General features: G+C 70.6%; 14 protein-coding genes. 8 read left to right on the top strand and 6 right to left on the bottom strand.

The features are described from left to right. Positions 1-149 precede the first annotated feature (149 nt). The 4 genes from ACLJT4_RS20730 (at position 150) to ACLJT4_RS20715 (ending at position 5341) form a co-directional block, all read left to right on the top strand. Positions 150-1349, top strand: coding sequence for a sensor histidine kinase (locus ACLJT4_RS20730; protein WP_411123889.1), 1200 nt, complete (start codon positions 150-152; stop codon positions 1347-1349). Beyond that, positions 1346-1951 (top strand): response regulator, encoded by a 606-nt coding sequence (locus tag ACLJT4_RS20725; RefSeq protein WP_411123887.1) that lies wholly within the window; start codon positions 1346-1348, stop codon positions 1949-1951. Before ACLJT4_RS20730 ends, ACLJT4_RS20725 begins: the two co-directional genes overlap by 4 nt. Positions 1952-2231: 280 nt before the next feature. Then, on the top strand, positions 2232-3725 hold the full coding sequence (locus tag ACLJT4_RS20720; RefSeq protein WP_411123885.1) for an APC family permease: 1494 nt from the start codon (positions 2232-2234) through the stop codon (positions 3723-3725). Then, positions 3725-5341: a serine hydrolase domain-containing protein gene (locus ACLJT4_RS20715; RefSeq protein ID WP_411123883.1), complete on the top strand. Its 1617-nt coding sequence runs from the start codon at positions 3725-3727 to the stop codon at positions 5339-5341. The genes ACLJT4_RS20720 and ACLJT4_RS20715 overlap by 1 nt, the downstream gene beginning before the upstream one ends. Here the strand turns inward: ACLJT4_RS20715 and ACLJT4_RS20710 are convergent. After that, the gene (locus ACLJT4_RS20710) at positions 5290-6921 is read right to left on the bottom strand and encodes a helix-turn-helix domain-containing protein (RefSeq protein ID WP_411123881.1); all 1632 of its coding nucleotides are present in this window, start codon (positions 6919-6921) and stop codon (positions 5290-5292) included. The genes ACLJT4_RS20715 and ACLJT4_RS20710 overlap by 52 nt on opposite strands. Positions 6922-7058: 137 nt before the next feature. Between ACLJT4_RS20710 and lysA the strand changes: the two genes are divergently transcribed. Beyond that, complete coding sequence (gene lysA / locus ACLJT4_RS20705; protein ID WP_411123879.1) at positions 7059-8345, top strand: diaminopimelate decarboxylase; 1287 nt, start codon at positions 7059-7061, stop codon at positions 8343-8345. A 127-nt stretch (positions 8346-8472) separates the two neighbouring features. Here the strand turns inward: lysA and ACLJT4_RS20700 are convergent, their stop codons facing one another. Next, a complete protein-coding gene (locus ACLJT4_RS20700; protein ID WP_411123877.1) occupies positions 8473-9309 on the bottom strand; it encodes a LysR family transcriptional regulator in 837 nt (278 codons plus the stop codon). 70 nt (positions 9310-9379) lie between these two features. Here ACLJT4_RS20700 and ACLJT4_RS20695 point away from each other — a divergent pair, with 70 nt between their 5' ends. Next, positions 9380-9697 carry a hypothetical protein gene (locus ACLJT4_RS20695; RefSeq protein WP_411123875.1) on the top strand — a complete coding sequence of 106 codons (318 nt, stop codon included), beginning with the start codon at positions 9380-9382 and terminating at the stop codon, positions 9695-9697. Next, complete coding sequence (locus ACLJT4_RS20690) at positions 9694-10446, top strand: SDR family NAD(P)-dependent oxidoreductase (RefSeq protein ID WP_411123873.1); 753 nt, start codon at positions 9694-9696, stop codon at positions 10444-10446. The genes ACLJT4_RS20695 and ACLJT4_RS20690 overlap by 4 nt, the downstream gene beginning before the upstream one ends. A 749-nt stretch (positions 10447-11195) precedes the next feature. On the opposite strand, the gene ACLJT4_RS20685 is transcribed toward ACLJT4_RS20690, so the two are convergent. Further along, positions 11196-12053, bottom strand: a complete 858-nt coding sequence (locus tag ACLJT4_RS20685; protein ID WP_411123871.1) for an alpha/beta fold hydrolase — start codon at positions 12051-12053, stop codon at positions 11196-11198. Between the two features lie 100 nt (positions 12054-12153). Here ACLJT4_RS20685 and ACLJT4_RS20680 point away from each other — a divergent pair, with 100 nt between their 5' ends. Further along, complete coding sequence (locus tag ACLJT4_RS20680; protein WP_411123869.1) at positions 12154-12582, top strand: winged helix-turn-helix transcriptional regulator; 429 nt, start codon at positions 12154-12156, stop codon at positions 12580-12582. A gap of 202 nt (positions 12583-12784) precedes the next feature. Here ACLJT4_RS20680 and ACLJT4_RS20675 read toward each other — a convergent pair whose 3' ends face one another. The 3 genes from ACLJT4_RS20675 to ACLJT4_RS20665 all read right to left on the bottom strand — a co-directional run bounded on the left by ACLJT4_RS20675 (position 12785) and on the right by ACLJT4_RS20665 (position 17778). Next, a complete protein-coding gene (locus ACLJT4_RS20675; protein WP_411123867.1) occupies positions 12785-13060 on the bottom strand; it encodes a hypothetical protein in 276 nt (91 codons plus the stop codon). Between the two features lie 252 nt (positions 13061-13312). Continuing rightward, entirely contained in the window at positions 13313-14608 is a 1296-nt protein-coding gene (locus ACLJT4_RS20670; RefSeq protein WP_411124280.1) for a hypothetical protein, read from the bottom strand. Positions 14609-16479: 1871 nt separating this feature from the next. After that, positions 16480-17778: an amidohydrolase family protein gene (locus ACLJT4_RS20665; RefSeq protein ID WP_411123865.1), complete on the bottom strand. Its 1299-nt coding sequence runs from the start codon at positions 17776-17778 to the stop codon at positions 16480-16482. Between the last annotated feature and the right edge of the window lie 64 nt (positions 17779-17842).

The following is a 17842-nucleotide window of genomic DNA, read 5'->3' as shown; positions in this document are numbered from 1 at the left end:
CGCACCATCGTTCCGCCGGTCGGACCCATGCCATCTGTCATGGGGGCGCGGGTCATGGACGGGCCATGCTTACCCGCATGTTGCAGACACCGCTCCCTGGGGCCGTCGCTCGTACTTCCGGCGGGCATCCGGGCCGTAACATGACCGACATGGGCGCACGCGGCCCGGACGAGTTCTCCGCCGGCCAGTGGCCGGACTGGAGTTTCTGGAAGGACCAGCCGGACGGCCCCAGGGCTCGGGGCCGGGGCCGCATGACCGTCGCCGCAGCCATCGCGCTGGCCTCCCTCGCCCTGATCGCACGAGCCGAGGACGTCGCACACGGCACGCGGCCTCCCCTGCTCACCTCGCTCGCGATCGGCCTCATCGCCTGCTACGGCATCGGCTGCATCCTGGCGCCCTGGTACGGGCCGACGGCACTGCGCCGGGGGCGCATCGCCATCGTCGCCGCGCTGTTCCTGCTCGGGTCGGCACCGGCGCTGCTCCTCGCGTCGCCGTCCCACTTGACCAATCTGACGTACGCCCTCTCGATCGGACTCATGCTGCTGCCGCTGCGCCATGCGCTGCTGCTCGGCCTCGTCACGGTGTCGGGGCAGATCGCCTGGATGCGTCTCGCCGAGGGCGAGGTGGCCTGGGCGCAGGTGGCCCTCCTCGTCGGCGTGACCGCGGCACTCGGCACCGTCTTCGCGCTCAACTTCACGATCGGTCACCTGCGGGCCGCGCGCGAGCAGGTCAGGAGGCTGGCCGTGAACGAGGAACGGGAACGGGTCGCCCGGGACATGCACGACGTCCTCGGCCACAGCCTCTCCACGATGACCGTCAAACTGGGGCTGACCCGGCGCATCCTGGAGTCCTCCGGAGACGTGGCCCGCGCCGTCGGCGAGATCACCGAGCTTGAGCACATGGCGCGTACGGCGCTGTCCGACGTGCGGGCCACCATTTCGGACTACCGCACCCTGTCGCTGGACAGCGAACTCGCCGGCGCCCGCGTGGCGTTGCGTACCGCCGGGGTGCGGGCCGATCTGCCCGCCGCGACCGACGCCGTGCGCGCCGAGCTGCGTGAGGTGTTCGGCTACGTCGTGCGGGAGGCGGTCACCAACGTGCTGCGGCACTCCGACGCCGAGCTGTGCACCGTCCGCGTCGGGCCCGACTGGGTCGAGGTGACCGACAACGGCAGTTCCACCCGCGAGGCCAGGGCCGGGAACGGGCTCACCGGCCTCACCGAACGGCTGGCCGCCGTGTCGGGCACGCTCGAACACGGGCCTGTCCCCGGCGGCGGGTTCCGCGTCGTCGCCCGTGTGCCGGCCCCGGCGGTCGACCGCGCACCGTCGCAGGAAGCCGAGCCGACATGATCCGCGTCCTGCTGGCCGACGACCAGGCACTCGTCCGCGGCGCCCTCGCGTCCGTGCTCCGCCTCGAACCCGACATCGACGTGGTCGCCGAAATCGGCACCGGCACCGAGGTGCTGGCCGCCGCACAGCGGACCGCGCCCGACATCGCGCTGCTCGACGTACAGATGCCCGGCCGGGACGGCCTGACCGTCGCCGCCGACCTCCAACGGGCCCTGCCCGGCTGCCGCACCATCATCTGCACGACCTTCAGCCGCCCCGGCTACTTCTGGCGGGCGATGTCCGCGGGCGCGGCCGGCTACGTCGTGAAGGACTCGCCGCCCGAGCAACTGGTCGACGCGATCCGCCGCGTCCACACCGGCCTGCGCTTCGTGGATCCGGCCCTCGCCGCGGAAGCACTGGCCGCTGGCGCGAGCCCGCTGACCGGTCGCGAGGCGGATGTGCTGCGCGTCGCCGCCGAGGGCGGCACCGTGGCCGACATCGCCAGGGCGCTGCGGCTGTCCCAGGGCACCGTGCGCAATCACCTGTCGTCGGCGATCGGCAAGACGCAGGCCCGCACCCGCGCCGAGGCGGCCCGGCTCGCGGAGGCCAACGGCTGGTTGTGATCACCACGCGCCCAGCCGGCACTGGTCGCCGGACATACTCCCAACGGAGAGGGGCCCCGCCGCCGGTGGCGAGGTTGGTGACCCGACCCCACACCTCAGTCCTGTCACAAGCTCCGGGTGACCTCGTCGCCCGGGGCTTCGTCGTGTTCCGGGTGGATCGGCCCGGCGTTGGTGGCAGCGACAACCGACGGGCCGCGGCTTTGGCGCGCACGACGAGAACGGCCCCGGTGACGCCCCGTACGTTGTGCCGACCAGGCCCGAACGGAGAATGGAGCCCAGGATGACCGAACTGATCCCGTCGGAAATCACACGGTCGGCGCCCGGGGCGGGCAGACGCAGGCTCGGCGTGCTGCCCCTGGTCGGAATCTTCTTCTTCACGGTGTCCGGAGGCCCCTTCGGGCTCGAAGCCTCACTCTCCAACGCCGGTCTGGGCATGACCCTGCTGATGATCGTCCTGGTGCCGGTGGTCTTCGGCGTGCCGAACGCGCTGGTGGCAGCGGAGTTGAGTGCCGCGATACCGGTCGACGGCGGCTACTACTACTGGACGAAGATCGCGCTCGGCAGAGGTGCGGCATTCGTGTTCGGGGCCTGGAATTCGATCGGGTCGGTGCTGAACCTCGCCCTCTACCCGTTCCTGCTGGTCGACTACCTGGCCACCTGGGTCCCGGACATCGCCCGTGGGAAGAGGCTGGTGATCGTGGACCTGTTCCACGGCGGTTTCGTCGTGGACCTGCACTGGATCGTCACCGTCGCCCTCATCGTCCCGATGGCGTACCTGAACTACCGCGGCTCCAAGGCGGTGAGCGGGTACTCGGTCGGGATGATGCTGCTGATCCTCGCACCGTTCGCGGTGCTGACGGTCCTCGGCATCTGGCATGCGGTCGGCAACGGGATCAACGTGCTCTCGCCCTTCATGGTGCCGGGGGAGAGCGTCCAGTCGTCGGTGGCCGGCGCGCTCAGCGTGATCGTGTGGCTGTACCTCGGCTTCGACGGCCCGAGCACCGTGCTGGGCGAGGTCGCCGACGCACACCGGACCTACACCCGGGCCCTGGTCATCTCGGTCCCGCTGATCATCGCCGCCTACCTGCTGCCCACCATCGCCGCCATCGGCAGCGGGCTGCACCGGGGTTCGCCCGCCGACTGGGTCCAGGGCGACTTCATCGTGGCCGGCGACGCCCTGGGCGGAATCTGGCTGAAGGTGCTGATCTCCCTGGGATCGATGCTCTCCCTGGTGGGCCTGTTCATGGCGATCCTGCTGACGAGCACCCGGGTCCCGCGGGCGCTCGCCGCGGACGCGTACCTGCCGCGCTGGATGGCCCGGGACAGCAGACGGTTCAACACGCCGGTGGGTGCGCTGCTGACGAGCACCACCGTCGTCGTCGTGCTCTCTGCCGTCGACTTCAGCTCGATCCTGCGGGCCACGGTGCTGCTCACCCTGGCCTCGATCCTGCTGGAATTCGTGGCCTTCCTGGTCCTCCGCTGGAGGTATCCACAGATGCTCCGGCCGGTTCGGGTCCCCGGCGGCTGGCCAGGCGCGGTCCTGGTCGTCGCGCTGCCCACCGCGATGATCATGTACCTGGCGTGGAGTACGGCCGTCAACGAGGCCGCGACGTTCGCCACGAGTCTCGCGGTGGCGCTGCTGGCCGTGCTGCTGTACCCGCTGTGCCGACGGTTCGTCAAAGGCGACCGGCCGGACGCGGAGATCGACTCCTCCCAGGTCGAGCTGGGTCCGGACCGGTTCGCGGGATTCGGTTCGCGGAAGGCGGGCGTCTGATGGATGTGCAACGGGTGCTCTCCGGGCTTGCGGAGCGGTTGCGGACCTGGTGGCCGGTGCCGGGAATCGCGATCAGCGTCGTCGATGCGACCGGCGAGTCCGCGTGCGTCACCGCAGGCTTCGCGAACGCGGAGTCCGGGGCGCCGGTCTCCCGTCACACGCGGTTCGAGATCGGTTCCGTCAGCAAGACCTTCACCGCCTTCCTGCTCGGCATACTGGCGGACGAGGGGAAGGTGGACCTCGACGCGGCGGTCGCCGACCACCTGCCCTGGTTCGCCCCGAACGACGGCTCCCGCGCGATCACCGTCCGGCACCTCCTGCAGCACACCTCCGGCCTGCTGGCCGGGGCCGACGCACTGCCCGATGCCGCCGCACGCGGCTACGCGCTGCGCGATGCGAGGACCTGGGCCGAACCAGGTGAGCTGTTCCACTACTCCAACGAGGGCTACAACCTGCTGGGGTTGATCGTCGAGCAGGTGACGGGGGAATCGCTGGCGGACGCCATGGCCGAACGGCTGCTGCGGCCCCTGGGCATGCGCGACTCGGCGGCGCGGATCACTCACGAGGACATCGCCGAACTCGCCACCGGATACCGGTTCCTGCGCGACGACCGCCCGCCGCTGCCGTCGGCCCCGCTCGCGCCGGCCGGCTTCTTCGAGTATTCCGCGGCCGATGGGAACGTGCTGGCAACCGCTTCCGATCTGGGGCTGTTCGCCCGCATGCTGCTGGGCCGGGGCACCCTGGACGGCACCAGGATCATCGGGCCGGAGTCGTTCCGACAGATCGTCACGGTGCCTGCGGGCACGGCCAGTTCGGGCTACGCGCTCGGCGTGGACGTGGAAGTGATCCACGGCCGCACCTGGCTGACGCACGCCGGCGGGATGGTCGGCTACCGCTCGTACCTCGCCGTCGACACCGACGGCGGGCACGGTGTCGCCGTGCTGACCAACGCACCCGGCGAGTGCCAGATCATCGACCGCTTCGCCCGACATCTACTCGCCGTCGTCCAGGGAGCCCCGGCGGACCCGGCGCTGTTCGACCCGGAGCGGATCCCCGACGCCCAGCGCCACGTCGGGATCCACGGCACGACGCCGCGTCAGATCCGCGTCGAGGCCACGCGGGACGACCGTCTCTCGCTCACCTCGGAAGGGGTGACCGGCAGGCTGTACGACGCGGGGGACGGGCGGCTGGTGTGCGATCACCCAGGATGGTCCGCCTACCACCACTCTCTGGACGGACGCTGGCTCTACGGACCCGAGTCACTGGGCCCCAGCCCCTCCACGCCGACTGCTCCGCCGCACGCACTCGCAGGTCACTACCGGAGCTACACCCCCTGGTATCCCAGCTTCAGCATCGTGCAGCGGGCGGGACGACTGCACATGATCGCCGCGACCGGCGTGGAAGCGCCCTGCGACGAACCGGAACTCGTCCCGCTCGACGACGGGACGTTCCGCATCGGAGCCGACCCCCGGCTGCCGGAGCGCCTGACGTCCGGCCCCGCCCTGGACGGCGCGGTGCTCTGGGTCGACCTGGACGGGTGCCGCTACACGCGCTCGTTCCGGGATCAGCCGGAGCCTTGGGAAGCGCCTGTCCGCAGCTCGCGCACCCGGAGCTGAAGGTGCACGAGCAGCATGGCGTCGGCATCGGCGAAGTCCAGCCCGGAGACCTCGCGGATACGGCGCAGCCGGTAGCGCATGGTGTTGGGGTGGATGTGCAGGGCCTCCGCCGCGGTGTCGGTGGCTCCCGCGGCGGCGAGATAGGCGGCCAGGGTCGCCGCCAGCGGACCGTCCTGGCCCTCTTCCTGGCGCAGTCGGTGCAGCGCGCCGCAGGCGTCCGGCAGGCCGAGCGACTCCGTCGCGTCGGCGAGGTGCAGCAGCAGAACCGCCAGCGCCATGTCCTCCACGGTGCGTACGGCCGGTCCGCGGACGGCCGGATGCCGCAGCGCCCGCAGCGCGGCGTCCGCCTGCGCCCGCACGTCGGCGATCCGGCCCGTCGATTCGGCCGGGCCGCCGACGGCGACCACGTAGTCACCGGCCAGTGGGGTCCGCGCGAGGAAGTCGCGGGCCAGGGCGGCGGCCGACTCCAGAGCCGTGGCGTGTTCCGCAGGCCAGCCGGCCAGTACGTACACCACTCCGGTGCCCGCCACCAGGGCTGAACGGGGGTGCACGGCAGCCAGGAAGTACTCCAGCGTGTCCGCGAACCGGCGTAGCCCGGCGGCGTCCAGCGCGTCGGAGCCCGACGCGTCTGATCCTGTGCGGCCGGCCAGCCGCGGGGCCGCGGCCAGGACGCAGACCGGGCCGGAGCCCAGCTGCAGCCGGCTCGCCTCCACCGGATCGGCCGCCCCGCCGAGTACCGCGGCGGCCAGCTCGCCGCGCTGGCGGCGCGCGTAGCTGGTCTCCGTGCGCAGGCCGACCAACTGCAGCGCGACCACCGGCGCGAATTCGCGCAGCCGGGCTGTGGCCGCCTCGTCGAGCGGACCGGTGACGGCGGCCCAGATGTAGCCGAGGACGTCCGAACCGGCCCGGACCGCGATGGCCACCCTGGCCAGCTGATCCGCCCCGGTCGCCTCCATGTACACCGGTTCGGTGCTGGCATGGAGCCGCTCGAACTCCTGACGCTCGCGCTGTTCGGCGAGCGTCCGCTGGTGCACGGCCCGCCCCAGGATGCTCTCGATCCGCTCGGAGTCGGTCCGGTCCTGCCCCTCCGACCAGGCGACCAGCGCGGAGAAGCGGTCCTCGATGGTGACCGGGGCGCCGACGGCCTCATAAACCGCGTTCGCCAGGGCGAACAGCTCCGCGCCGCTGCCGGCCGAGCGCACGCGCGTCCTCGCGTACTCAAGCAACTGCTCACGGACAGTCGTCGCCACGTGCATCCAGGACGCGCCCTGGTTGACCTCGATGATCGCCGGCTTGTCGTCGGCCGACGGCGGCACGGGGGCCTTCACCGCCAGCACCTCCGCACCAGCCTGCGACATGGCCGCGGTCAGCTCGCGCAGCTCGGCCTCCGTGGTCACGCCCACCCCCAGCACCACGCACCCGGGGCCGAGCTGTGCCGGCGCACCCGGGGCATGGATGGCGATGTCGGTGAGCGGCCCGCCGCTGCCGGTCCCCTCCTGGACCAGGCGCAGCAGCGCCGGGCCGATGTTGTCCACGAGCTGACGGACGGGCAGGTGCCCCCGAGCGCCGGACTCCCGCATGTGCACCCCCGACTCGCAGGATTGTTGTGGGCGTCAAGTCTGGGAGACCCGTATTGACGATGTCAACGAGGATCCGGAGTGACCGTAGCGGGACGATGGCAGGAGAGCGGGACGGATCAGTGGCACAAGGAGCGCGGATGGCAACGACGCAGACGCAGGCAGGCCGGGAACTGCTGGGGCTGTTCCCGCCCGGGACCACCCGGGACGGGAGCGGCAGACTGGTGATCGGCGGCGTACCGGCGGCCGAACTCGCCGAGTCCTACGGCACTCCCGCGCTGATCCTCGACGAGGCGTCGGTCCGCGCCCGCGCCCGCCGGTACGCCGACGGCCTGGCCGCCCGTTGGCCGAACTCCCGCGCCGTCTTCGCCTCCAAGGCGTTCCCCTGCACCGCCGTCATGCGGCTGCTCGCGGAGGAGGGCCTCGGCATCGACGTGGCCGGCGGCGGCGAGCTGACCCTCGCCCTCGCCGCAGGCGCGGACCCGGCCGGCCTGGTCGTCCACGGCAACGCCAAGACCGAGGAGGAGCTGCGCCTCGCCGTCGAGGCCGGCGCCGGGACGGTCGTCGTCGACAACTTCGACGACATCGACCGGCTGGAGAAGATCCTCGCCGACACCGCGGCGGAGCAGGGAGTACTGGTTCGGGTCACCCCCGGCATCTGCCCCGACACCCACGAGGCCGTGTCCACCGGCCAGAACGGCTCCAAGTTCGGGCTGCCCCTGCCGCAGGCCCGGGCGGCGATCGCGCGGCTGCGCGGCGGCGACCGGCTGCGGCTGGACGGCGTCCACGTGCACGTCGGGTCGCAGATCATGGACCTCGAACCCTTCGCGCAGGCCGTCGAGGCGGTCGCCGAACTCGGCGATTTCGCCGTCTACGACGTGGGCGGCGGCCTCGGCTCCCGCTACACCTACGCCGACCGACCGCCCGCGGTGGAGGCGTACCTCGACGCCGTCACCGACGTCGCCCGACGCCTGCTGCCCGCTGACGCCCGCATCCTCATCGAGCCGGGCCGCTCGATGGTCGCCGAGTCCGGCGTCTCGCTGTACCGGGTCGTCTCCGTCAAGCGCGACGGAGGCCACACCTTCGTCGCCGTCGACGGCGGCATGGGCGACAACCTCGAAGTCTCCCTGTACCAGCAGCGCTTCGAGGCCGCCGTCGCCGGCCGCCCGACCGGCGGGGGCGAGCTGTGCCGCCTGGTGGGCCGGCACTGCGAGTCGGGCGACATCCTCAGTGCCGGCGTCCCGCTGGAGGACCCGCGGGTCGGGGACCTGATCGCCGTGCCGGTCACCGGCGCCTACACCTATGCGCTGAGCAACAACTACAACGGCGCGCGTCGCCCGCCGGTGGTCTTCGTCCGCGACGGCGCGCACCGCGCCGTGGTACGCCGCGAGACCTACGCCGACCTGATGCGCCGGGATCTGCCGTAGCGGCGCAGCCGGCCGAGCCGGGCTCAGAAGCCGAGGCGGTTGGCCCGTCCAGCCCGAGATCGGTGATGCGGTCGCCCCGTCCTCTCGCCAGGCCGAGTGGCTCGCCCAAGTCGGCTGCTGCGGCTGGTCACTTCTGTCGCAGTGACGCGGCGGCGGTGACGAGCGCGGTGACGTGGTTGCGGTGGTCGTGTTCGCGACGGGCGATGACGATCCGGCTCGGGCCTGCGTCAGGGACGGGTACACACACGATGCCCGGGGGTGCCGGCGTGATGAGCGAGCGGGGCACGACGGCGACGGCACGTCCGATCCTGACCAGCGCCACGAGTGCGGCGCCATCGGCGATCTCGGGGCCGTTCCCGGCGTCGGGAACACCCGGCCACCGGGGGAAGACCTCGCCGTCGAGTTCGGCCAGGGCGATGCTGTCGCGGGCGGCGAGCCGGTGCCCTTCCGGGAGGACGGCCACGCGGTCCTCGACGTGGAGCGTCTCTGCGGCGAACCCCGTGAGGTCGTCGAAGGGGGCGTAGAGCAGGGCCACATCGGCGCGTCCGTCGTGGAGATGGTCGGTCCGGTCGGCGGCACCGCTGAAGAGGATGTCGACCTGCCGGGCGCAGGGGTGCTGAGCGTAGGCGGCGAGGATTCCGGAGAGCAGGTTCGCGTCCCCGCCGGGTTTGATGACGAACCTGAGCGGTTCGTCGCCGGCAGCCCGCTGTGCGTTCTGCACGGCGATCGTCATCGCGTTCAGAGCGTGCCGGCCGTGTTCCAGCAGAGCGGCGCCCGCCGATGTCAGCGCGACGCTGCGGCTGGTGCGGTCGAACAACTGCACGCGGAGCCGTGACTCGATGCGCTGGATGGACTTCGACAGGGCGGGCTGCGCGATGGAGAGTCTGGCGGCAGCGCGGCCGAAGTGCAGTTCCTCGGCGACGGCGACGAAGTATCGCAGCTCTCTGATCTCCAACAGATCCATTCTCATAGGTTATCGAACGAGGCGTGACGGGTCTTGGACGCGACCGACAATTCGGTGGTCACATGGGGGCATGATCAACCACACACTGTTCGTTCAGTTCACCGAACCGATTCCCGACACCGACCTGGACCAGTACCTGACGGATGTCGAAACGGCAGCGAAGAACACCGGCTCGCTCCTGACGTTCGCCGCGCGGCGCCACATCCGAGTACCCGGCGAGGAGCAGATCCCGGCGTTCATCGCCACCGTCGTCATCCAACTCGGCGTCGCCGACCTGGAGGCGCTGGGGACCCTCTTCGCCTCGCCGGAAGTCGACGAGGTGTTCGACACCTGGCGGGCCCGCTACCCGTACAAGGCGGCATGGGCGAACCACGAGACGCTCGCGTGAGCGACTTCACCGGCAAGGTCGGCCTGGTCACCGGGTCCGGCAGCGGGATCGGACGCGCCATCGCGTCCGGTCTCGCCCGCCGCGGCGCAGCGGTGGCGGTCCTCGACCTGGACGAGGCCGCAGCGCACGAGACCGCCGAAGCGATCACCGCGGCAGGCGGCCGCACGATCGCCGTCCCGGTCGACATCGCCGACGAGGACTCCGTCCGCTCGGCGATCCGCACGACCGTAACGGCGTTCGGACGGCTGGACCTGGCGGTCAACAACGCCGGCGTCGCCTCCAGTGGCCAGGAACTGACCGAGATGACGGCACCGGAGTGGGAGCGCGTGCTGCGGATCAACCTGACCGGCACGTTCTTCTGCGTCAAGCACGAGATCCCGGAGCTGCGCCGGGCCGGAGGCGGGGCGATCGTCAACATCGCCTCCGGCGGCGGCCTGTACGCCATCCCGCGCTCTCCCGCGTACGTGGCCGGCAAGCACGGTGTCATCGGGCTGACGAAGGCCGCCGCCGTCGACTACGCCCCTGACGGCATCCGTGTCAACGCCCTCGCTCCCGGAATGACCCGCACCGCCAAACTGGAGCAGGTCGCCGAGGGCACCGGCATGATCGCCCAGCACGAAGCGCTCACCCCGCTCGGCCGCCTCGCCACCCCGGACGAGATCGCCGACGCCGCGATCTGGCTGTGCTCAGACGAGTCTGCCTACATCACCGGCACCACCCTGTCGGTCGACGGCGGACGCCGAGCCTGACCTCAGGAGCAGGAGCAGGAGCAGGAGCAGGAGCAGGAGCAGAAGTGAGAACAGGAGGATCGGACATGCAGCGCCTGTGGGTTCCCGGAGCGGTCCGCAGGTGATCCGTGGTCGCTCGGCCGGGACGCTCGGGCCCGGCTGGGCGGCGCGGTGCATGTGCTGTTCGGCGTGCCCGGCACGGAGGGTACGTCGGACGCGGCCCGGCGGGCGGCGCCGCGCAGTTGCATCGGGCGGTGGCGGCCAGGGCGCGTGGGCCCGTGAGTGGGAGTGCGAACGAGTCCGCGCCTGGCAGGCAGTCGTCGTAGCGCGTTCCGGAGCAGCGGCCGCGCGGCCGGCGGCAACGACGATGTTCCCGGTCCGCGCCGCGGGTCAGACGCTGCGGCCAGTCCCACGGCCTCAGCGTCATGAGAATCACGGACGACCAGGGCGAAGCCCCCGCCGAGGACGCGATGAACGACCCGCCGCTGCAACCTCATTCCGTCTGAGACCATCGATCGGCCCTGATACGACCGCTGGTCTCAGACGGTCCACCACCAAGCGACACTCGGGTAGGGCAGCGGCCGGGGTGACGTCTGCGTGGTGTCCGTGACGGTCAAGGCCCCGCCGGGGACACCGTGGCGTTGATAGCGGGGGGCCTGCTGCCCCAGGGTGAGGTTGGCGCGCACGAAGTTCCGCACCAGCTCTGCGTAAGCCTGAGCGCTGGGACGAACGCCCGAACCGCCGACCGTGATTCTTCGGCCCCGCTCCGGTCACTTCGGTAGATCGGCGGAGAGGAAGGGAGCAAGGAGCGCGAACAATGCGTCGGGGCGGTCGAGGGGGATGATGTGGCCGCAGTCTTGGAGTTGGTGTCCGACCAGGTCATCGGTGATGGGACGGAGTTGGCGTTCGAGCCCGGTGCCGACGGGGTGGGAGCCGACGGCCATGGTGGGCATGGTCAGCCGAGCCGTCGCGACGGCGTCCTGGATCTGCTGCGCGCTGGTGGGCAGGGCCCGGTAGTAGGAGAACGCGCAGCGAAGGGCCTCGCTCCCGGTGTACGCGTGGACGAAGGCTGCACGAACGTCGTCGGGTACTCCTCGCCCGAGCGTCCCCGAGTCGAGGAACCAGTCGATGTACTGGGCCTCGTTGCCGGCCAGGACGGTCTCAGCGAGGCCGGGGACGGCGTGGAAGCCGAACCACCACGGGGCGCCGCCCGCGACGACGTGCTCTGCTCCGGGTAGACGGCCGAGCAGTGCTTCCATCACGACCAGGCGCCGGACAAGGCCGGGCCGGCGCAGCGCGAGCAGGACGGCGGGGGCGGTGCCCGCGTCGATGCCGACCACCGCTGCCGAGGGCTCGCCCAGCGCGTCGAGCAGCCCTTCGGCGTCGGCGGCGAGGGTGCCTGCGTCGTAACCCTCGACGGCACGTGCGCTGGCACCGAAGCCTCGCAGGTCCGGGGCGATGACCCGGTACCGCCCGGCCAGTCGGCCCATGATGCCGCTCCAGAGTTGCCAGGTGTGCGGGAAGCCGTGCAGCAGGAGGACCGCAGGTCCGTCCCCCGCGATGGCGACGTTGAGTTGGACGCCGTTCGTCACGATGCGGCGCAGGTGGTGTGTGGCGGCTACGGGCATGATGGCTCCTCCGGATGGTTACCATTGGTGACCATAGAACGGTAGGTAACTGTCCGGCCGCTTCCAAGACGGCACTTTCAGGGAAGGTGGTGAGCCACAGGTGACCACCAGAGGAGCCCGGGCCGCCGGTCGTGAGGTACGCGGCGATCTGTTCGATCCCCACTGCCCGACGCGGCAGTTGCTGGACCGCATCGGTACGAAGTGGACGTCCATGGCCGTCAAGACGCTCGCCGATGCCGCACCGGACGAGGTGCGCTTCGCGGAGCTGAGACGCCGGATGCCCGGCGTCTCCCAGAAGATGCTGTCCGTGACGCTGCGAAGCCTGACCCGCGACGGGCTGGTGTCGCGCCGGGTCGAACCGACCGTGCCACCGCGGGTCTTCTACCGACTCACCGGACTCGGGCTGTCCCTGGAAGCCGCGCTTGCGGGGCTGCGGACCTGGGCGGAGGAGCACATGGCCGAGATCGACCGTGCCAACGAAGCCAACGAAGCCAACGAAGCCAACGGCCAGGAGGCCGATGAGGGATAGGCAGGCCGGTTCCGTGCGAAGCACTCCAAGACCCTGAAGTCGCCGTCGAAGGCACCTATCCGCGGTGGCGCTCAGCCGGGTGGTGTTCGCCGGCGCCGACCGCTACGGTCCGCACGGCCCGGCGATCACGCACGAGCAGCTGCGGGACCTGGTCGCCGCCGGCCGTGCGGCCGGCTCAAGCGTATTCGTCGACGGCCGGTCGCTACCGGTGCTCGTCCGCCGCTCGCGGGCTCGGGTCGAGGAGGCCGTAGTCGCGCTTCGGGCATTCGACCTCACGGTTCGCCCAGGCCACGAAGTCCTTGAGCCGCATGGTCACAGCCACCAGTTTGAGCGAGCCAGGGTGGCGGCCCGGGCAGGCGACGTCGTGATGTGCGCTGCTCAACAGGAGTTCGCCGGGCGGGACCATCCGTCTCAGGACGCCGATGACGCGGATGACGCGGACGACCGGGGTGATGGCGACCCAGGGAACCTCGCGCACCTCGCCGGCGGGAATGTGGTTGCCGTCGGCGTCGGTGACGTTGTTGTAGTGCCGGCTGCGGATCAGGTGCCGCCCCGCAGTGCCGTCGTCGGCAGGGGTGAGGTCAGGGCGGCAACCGGAGCGCAGGCTTTGCTCTGCTGGCGGGAGGGGGATTCCGACCGTGCACTATTCCGGCCTTGGGGCGCGGAGGGCCCCGCACGAAACCGGGAGTTTGGGGGTTCACGTGCGGGGCCGCTCACGGGGTGTGGGCCGTCAGACTCCGATCAGGGTGTACGTACCCGTACCGTCCTGCCTGCCGCTGGAGTACTGGCGTATGAACTCCCCGTCCGCGTACCGGTCGTGGCCCATCATGGAGCCGGTGTACTTGTTCTGCACACCGATCTTCGAGCTGCCGGGAACGTCGCGGTAGATGTAGAACCGCTGGAGGTCGTCCTCCGTGCAGGGGGCCGTCTGCAGGACCGCCCGTTCGGTGGCCGCGTTCTGCGCGGCGATGGTCGCGCACCCGCCGTTGCCCCAGTTCCACAGGGACGCCTCGATGACCCCGTTGTTCTCCGTCACGTTGCACAGGCGCCAGTTGTCCAGGTGAGCGCTGAAGATCGTCGAGGGCCGCAGGCGGACGCCGTCGTCCGCCAGGAGCGGGGCGCCCCAGGACAGGGGCTTGCCGGGTACAGCGATCTTGTAGGCGCTGGCCTGGCAGTCGAGAGCGGCCCGCGTGCTGTGCCCGGTGGCCTTGGGCAGTTGGGCGGACGTGCCGCTGGTGAGAGCCGGGCGCTGCGCGAGGCTGTCCCGCTTCTGCTTCTGCTTCGCCGTCGGCGCCACCGCACCCGCCGGGTGCTCGGCCTTCGCGGTGGCCGAGCCGCAGTCGAGGAGGTCTTGTGCCTTGGCCATGATGCTGCCTGCGGGCACCTTGTCCTGGCAGCGCACCGCACCTTCCTCAAGGGTGGTGTAGGTGGTGAAGCTGCCGTTGCCGGACCCCTCGATCCACTTCAACGCCCAGCTGCCGTCGCCCTGTTGGACGCGGTTGCAGTTGAGGCTTCCGTACGTACCGGTGACCTTCTTGGTGCCCTTGTAGGCGCCGTAGTAGCCGGGCTGGTTGAAGTTCCAGGTGACCGCATTCGACTCGGTGCTGGTGGAGGAGTAGTCGACCTTGACGTTCAGCCCCAGGCTCGCGCCGACCTTGCCGAGGGTCTCGACGGCGAAACCGCCCTCGACATTGCCGTTGAGGCCGACGGAGACCGAGATGGTCGTCTGGGTGCTGGTGGTGACGGTCTGGTTGCCGGTCGTGCCCTCGGTGACGTACCAGCCCTTGAAGTGGGTGATCGTCGGGACCACTTCGGTGGACTTGATGTAGGGGTGGCGCGCGCCGAGGTCGGCGGAGGTGCAGACGTCGCCGAGCTTCGGCTGGTCGGCGGTTGCCGCGGGTTTCGGATGCGCTGTCGCGGCGGCTGGGCCGGCCACGGCAGTTACGGCGGCGAGTGTGGATGCAGCGGTCACGGTGAGGGTGACCAGCCCTGTGGCCCAGCGGCCGGAAGGTCTTAAGCGGCTCATCATGCCCTTTCCCTGGCCGAGCGCCATTTTCGCCCCAGGCCGGAACCCTGCCAGTTATTTGGTGGGGAACGGTGGTCGATCAAGGCGAATTTAGCGTCGGCAGCGACGCAGTGACCATGACGGAATCAGCCGGTCCGAGGCGAAACCCGTGCCCCTTCATGGGCCGTTAAGCAGCCTTGACCTGCCCGGGGCTCATCAGAATTTCATCTGGGGAGCTACGATCCGCCACCACCGCCGCACAGATGGGCTGTTTCAATCGTGATTCCGCTGCCGTCACCTCGGCGGCCAGTGACTGCCAGACCGGCCTCTCATCATCCGCCGGCGCGGCCGACCGCCACCAAGCCATCACGATATTCGGCCAACTTGAACGTTCTGAAACCGAGGAGCTCAGGCGGCCGTGGCGCCTTGAATGTTTGCGCGCCAGTGTGAACGGCCCTATGAACGACTGGGGCAGACAATCATCGGCACGACAGAAGGGAATCCAGCGCATCGAGCCAGATGGTGTCTGGCGGTGAGCCGGAAGCAATGACGTCGATCCCGACGGCCGACCCGGCAGCGTCCGCATGAGCCCCGAGCGCATCCAGTACGGGCACAGAACTCGACCAATCAGAAAGCCAGGGAGAAAAACATTCCCTTCCCAGGTTTTCATCGCCACTGAGGAGGACGGAGCCGAAGCCTGAGCAGGCGGCGCCGTCCCCTGCCAGGAGCGACGGTGGCCGTGCTCGGGCATCCTTGCCGTCCGCGGGGGAGTGGCGGGACCGGGCGATCGCTGCCTGGCCGCCCTGGTGTGGGGCTGAGAGTCCGGGACGCGGCGCGCCGTGCGCCGCCCGGCGTGCTGGGCGCGGGGCAAGGCTCGCTGGCTCTTGGGCCGCTGTTGTGGCGAGGTGTCGGCTTCGCCCTGCCGGACGACGGCTGTGCCCGGGCGCCGTCGATACCGACCTGTTCGCCTGGTCCTCGGTGCCCTGGTGGGCTGCCGACTGCGGGCCGGTGAGCAGTTCTCGCGTCCCGGCCGTCAGGTGACCAACGCGGTATCCATTCCGACGACGCAGTGGGCAGGTCGTCGGGGCCCAGGAGGGGCTGCACTCGACCGCAGCCCGGGGCACGCCCTGCTCACACCGGCCGGACGTAGCGGGGGCGGCGCACTGTACTTCGCGCCCCTGCTGCCTCCTTGACCGGTGGGCGGGTTCTGGTGTCTGGCTGTGGGAGGAGCAGTTGACGATGGCGCCGCTGCCGCCGAGGGTCTCCACGGTGCGGCCGACGGCGGCGGCGACCGGGGCTTCGTCACCGCAGCGAGTGGCACGGCCGCTACGCCGAGGCCGCGGCAGCATGCATCCACTGCACCGGCGAGGCCCTCGCCATCACCACTCTGGTGGACCACCAAGTCGCCTATGTCCCAACGCAGCAGCTGGCACGCGCCGCCGCGGCACTTCTCGGATTCGCCTCGGATTCGCCATCGAAGCGGCCTCCGCCCAGCCACGGCCCCAAGGCATCGCCCGCCCGTCAGCCTGACAGCAGACCACCCGCTCCGGCACCGGTGCTGCTCGGGCCCGTTACCTCGCGGCATGCCGAGCAACCCTCTACCGTCGAACCACGCCCGGCCTGGACTGGACGGACGGGAACAGGCTGCGGCGCACTGCCCTCGCACGTTGGTGCGCCCCAGCCAACCGTCATCAACGACCTGCCCGTCCGGCTTCTGGCAGCGGGCTGCGTGGGGACGGGCCGCATCAGCGGGTGCTTGCGGCCAAGAGCGTCGAATCGTCGTCTACGAGGCCGAGCGCCACCCGGCCCGAATCGGTGAACGTCACGAGTTTCATCAGCCAGTTTCCCTTCATGTACACGGGCGGGTGGGCCAGCAGGTTTGCTTGGTGCGGCTACTTCGCTGCGGGCTGGGGACGCCAGCTGCGGCCGAGTCGGATGCCGGCGGCGGCTGCGACCCGGTCACGGGAGGCGGTCAAGCGCGTCTTCAGCGCGGGCAGGTCTACGCCGACCAGGGCTCCATCCCGTTTGACGACGCGGCCGGCGACCAGGACGGTGTCGACGAGACCGGGGTGGCCGTGGCTGACGAGGGTGGCGGCTGGGTCGGTGACGGGGAAGACGGTGATGTCGTCGGCGCGCAGGAGGATGATGTCGGCGTCCTTGCCGGGTGTGATGCTGCCGGTCCGGGTGTCGAGTCCGCAGGAGGCGGCGGCGTCGATGGTGGTGAAGGCCAGCAGGTCCCGGGAGTTGAGGCCGCCGTCCAGGCCGCGCTGGACGGCGAAGGCGGTACGCAGGGTGGAAAACATGTCGCCGCCGACCGACGGGACGTCGTCGACGGACAGCGTCGGACGCAGACCGGCAGCCAGCGCTCGTCCGGTCATCGGCCAGCCGAAGCCCATCTTCAGCTCGACGTCGGGGCTGATCGAGATCGAGCTGCCCGTATCGGCGAGCATCCGCAGCTCTTCGTCGCTGATCCCGTTGGCGTGCACGTATGTGGTGGTCTCCCGCAGCAGTCCGTGCTCGTTCAGGTCGGCGACGGGGCGTTGTGTTCCGTCGGAGCCGGTGTGCAGGCTGGTGCGCAGCCCGAGCTCGGCGGCCAGCTTCAGCTCCCGGGCAAGGGTGTCAATACTCGTGTCTTCGGGACCGCGCAGCCCCCAGGCCATGGTGACCAGGCCACCGTCGGTGAGTTCGGAGCGGACGCGGCGGATGGTGGTGTCGACGGGGTCGGGAGTGGCCCATCCGGCGCCGAGGCAGAAGATGGACCGCCCCGGCACGTCGCGCAGCGCCGCGACGGCGGCGTCCTCGTGGTCGGGGGTCTGCGCCACGTGGTACCAGTCCAGCATCGTGGTCACGCCGGAGTGCAGGGCCTCCAGGCGGCCGAGGAGGGTGCCTACGTAGACGTCTTCGGGCTGGTAGTGGGGCTTGACCGTGCCGTGCATGGCCAGTGCCCACTCGGGGAACGTCCAGTCCGCGCCGACGCCTCGGAACGCGGTCTGCCAGCTGTGGCGGTGGTTGTCGACGAAGCCAGGCATGACGATCCGGTCGGCGGCGTCGATGACCTCGGCGTCCGACGCGTCGATGCGCTCGGCCACGGCGACGATCACGCCGTCTTCGATGAGCACGTCGCCGCGGTCGAAGTCGCCGACCGCCGGGTCCATGCTGACCACGGTGCCGCCAGTGAGCAGGGTTTTCATCGGTTGCACTCCTTCACGGGTGTTTTCGGATGGGTTGAAGATCATGTTGTGCGGTTGCCGCGGC

This window comes from Streptomyces sp. x-19 (assembly GCF_046549115.1).
Lineage (GTDB): Bacteria > Actinomycetota > Actinomycetes > Streptomycetales > Streptomycetaceae > Streptomyces > Streptomyces albulus_C.
Note: the sequence above shows the minus strand (reverse complement) of the source record. Positions and strands in the feature narration are given on the sequence as shown.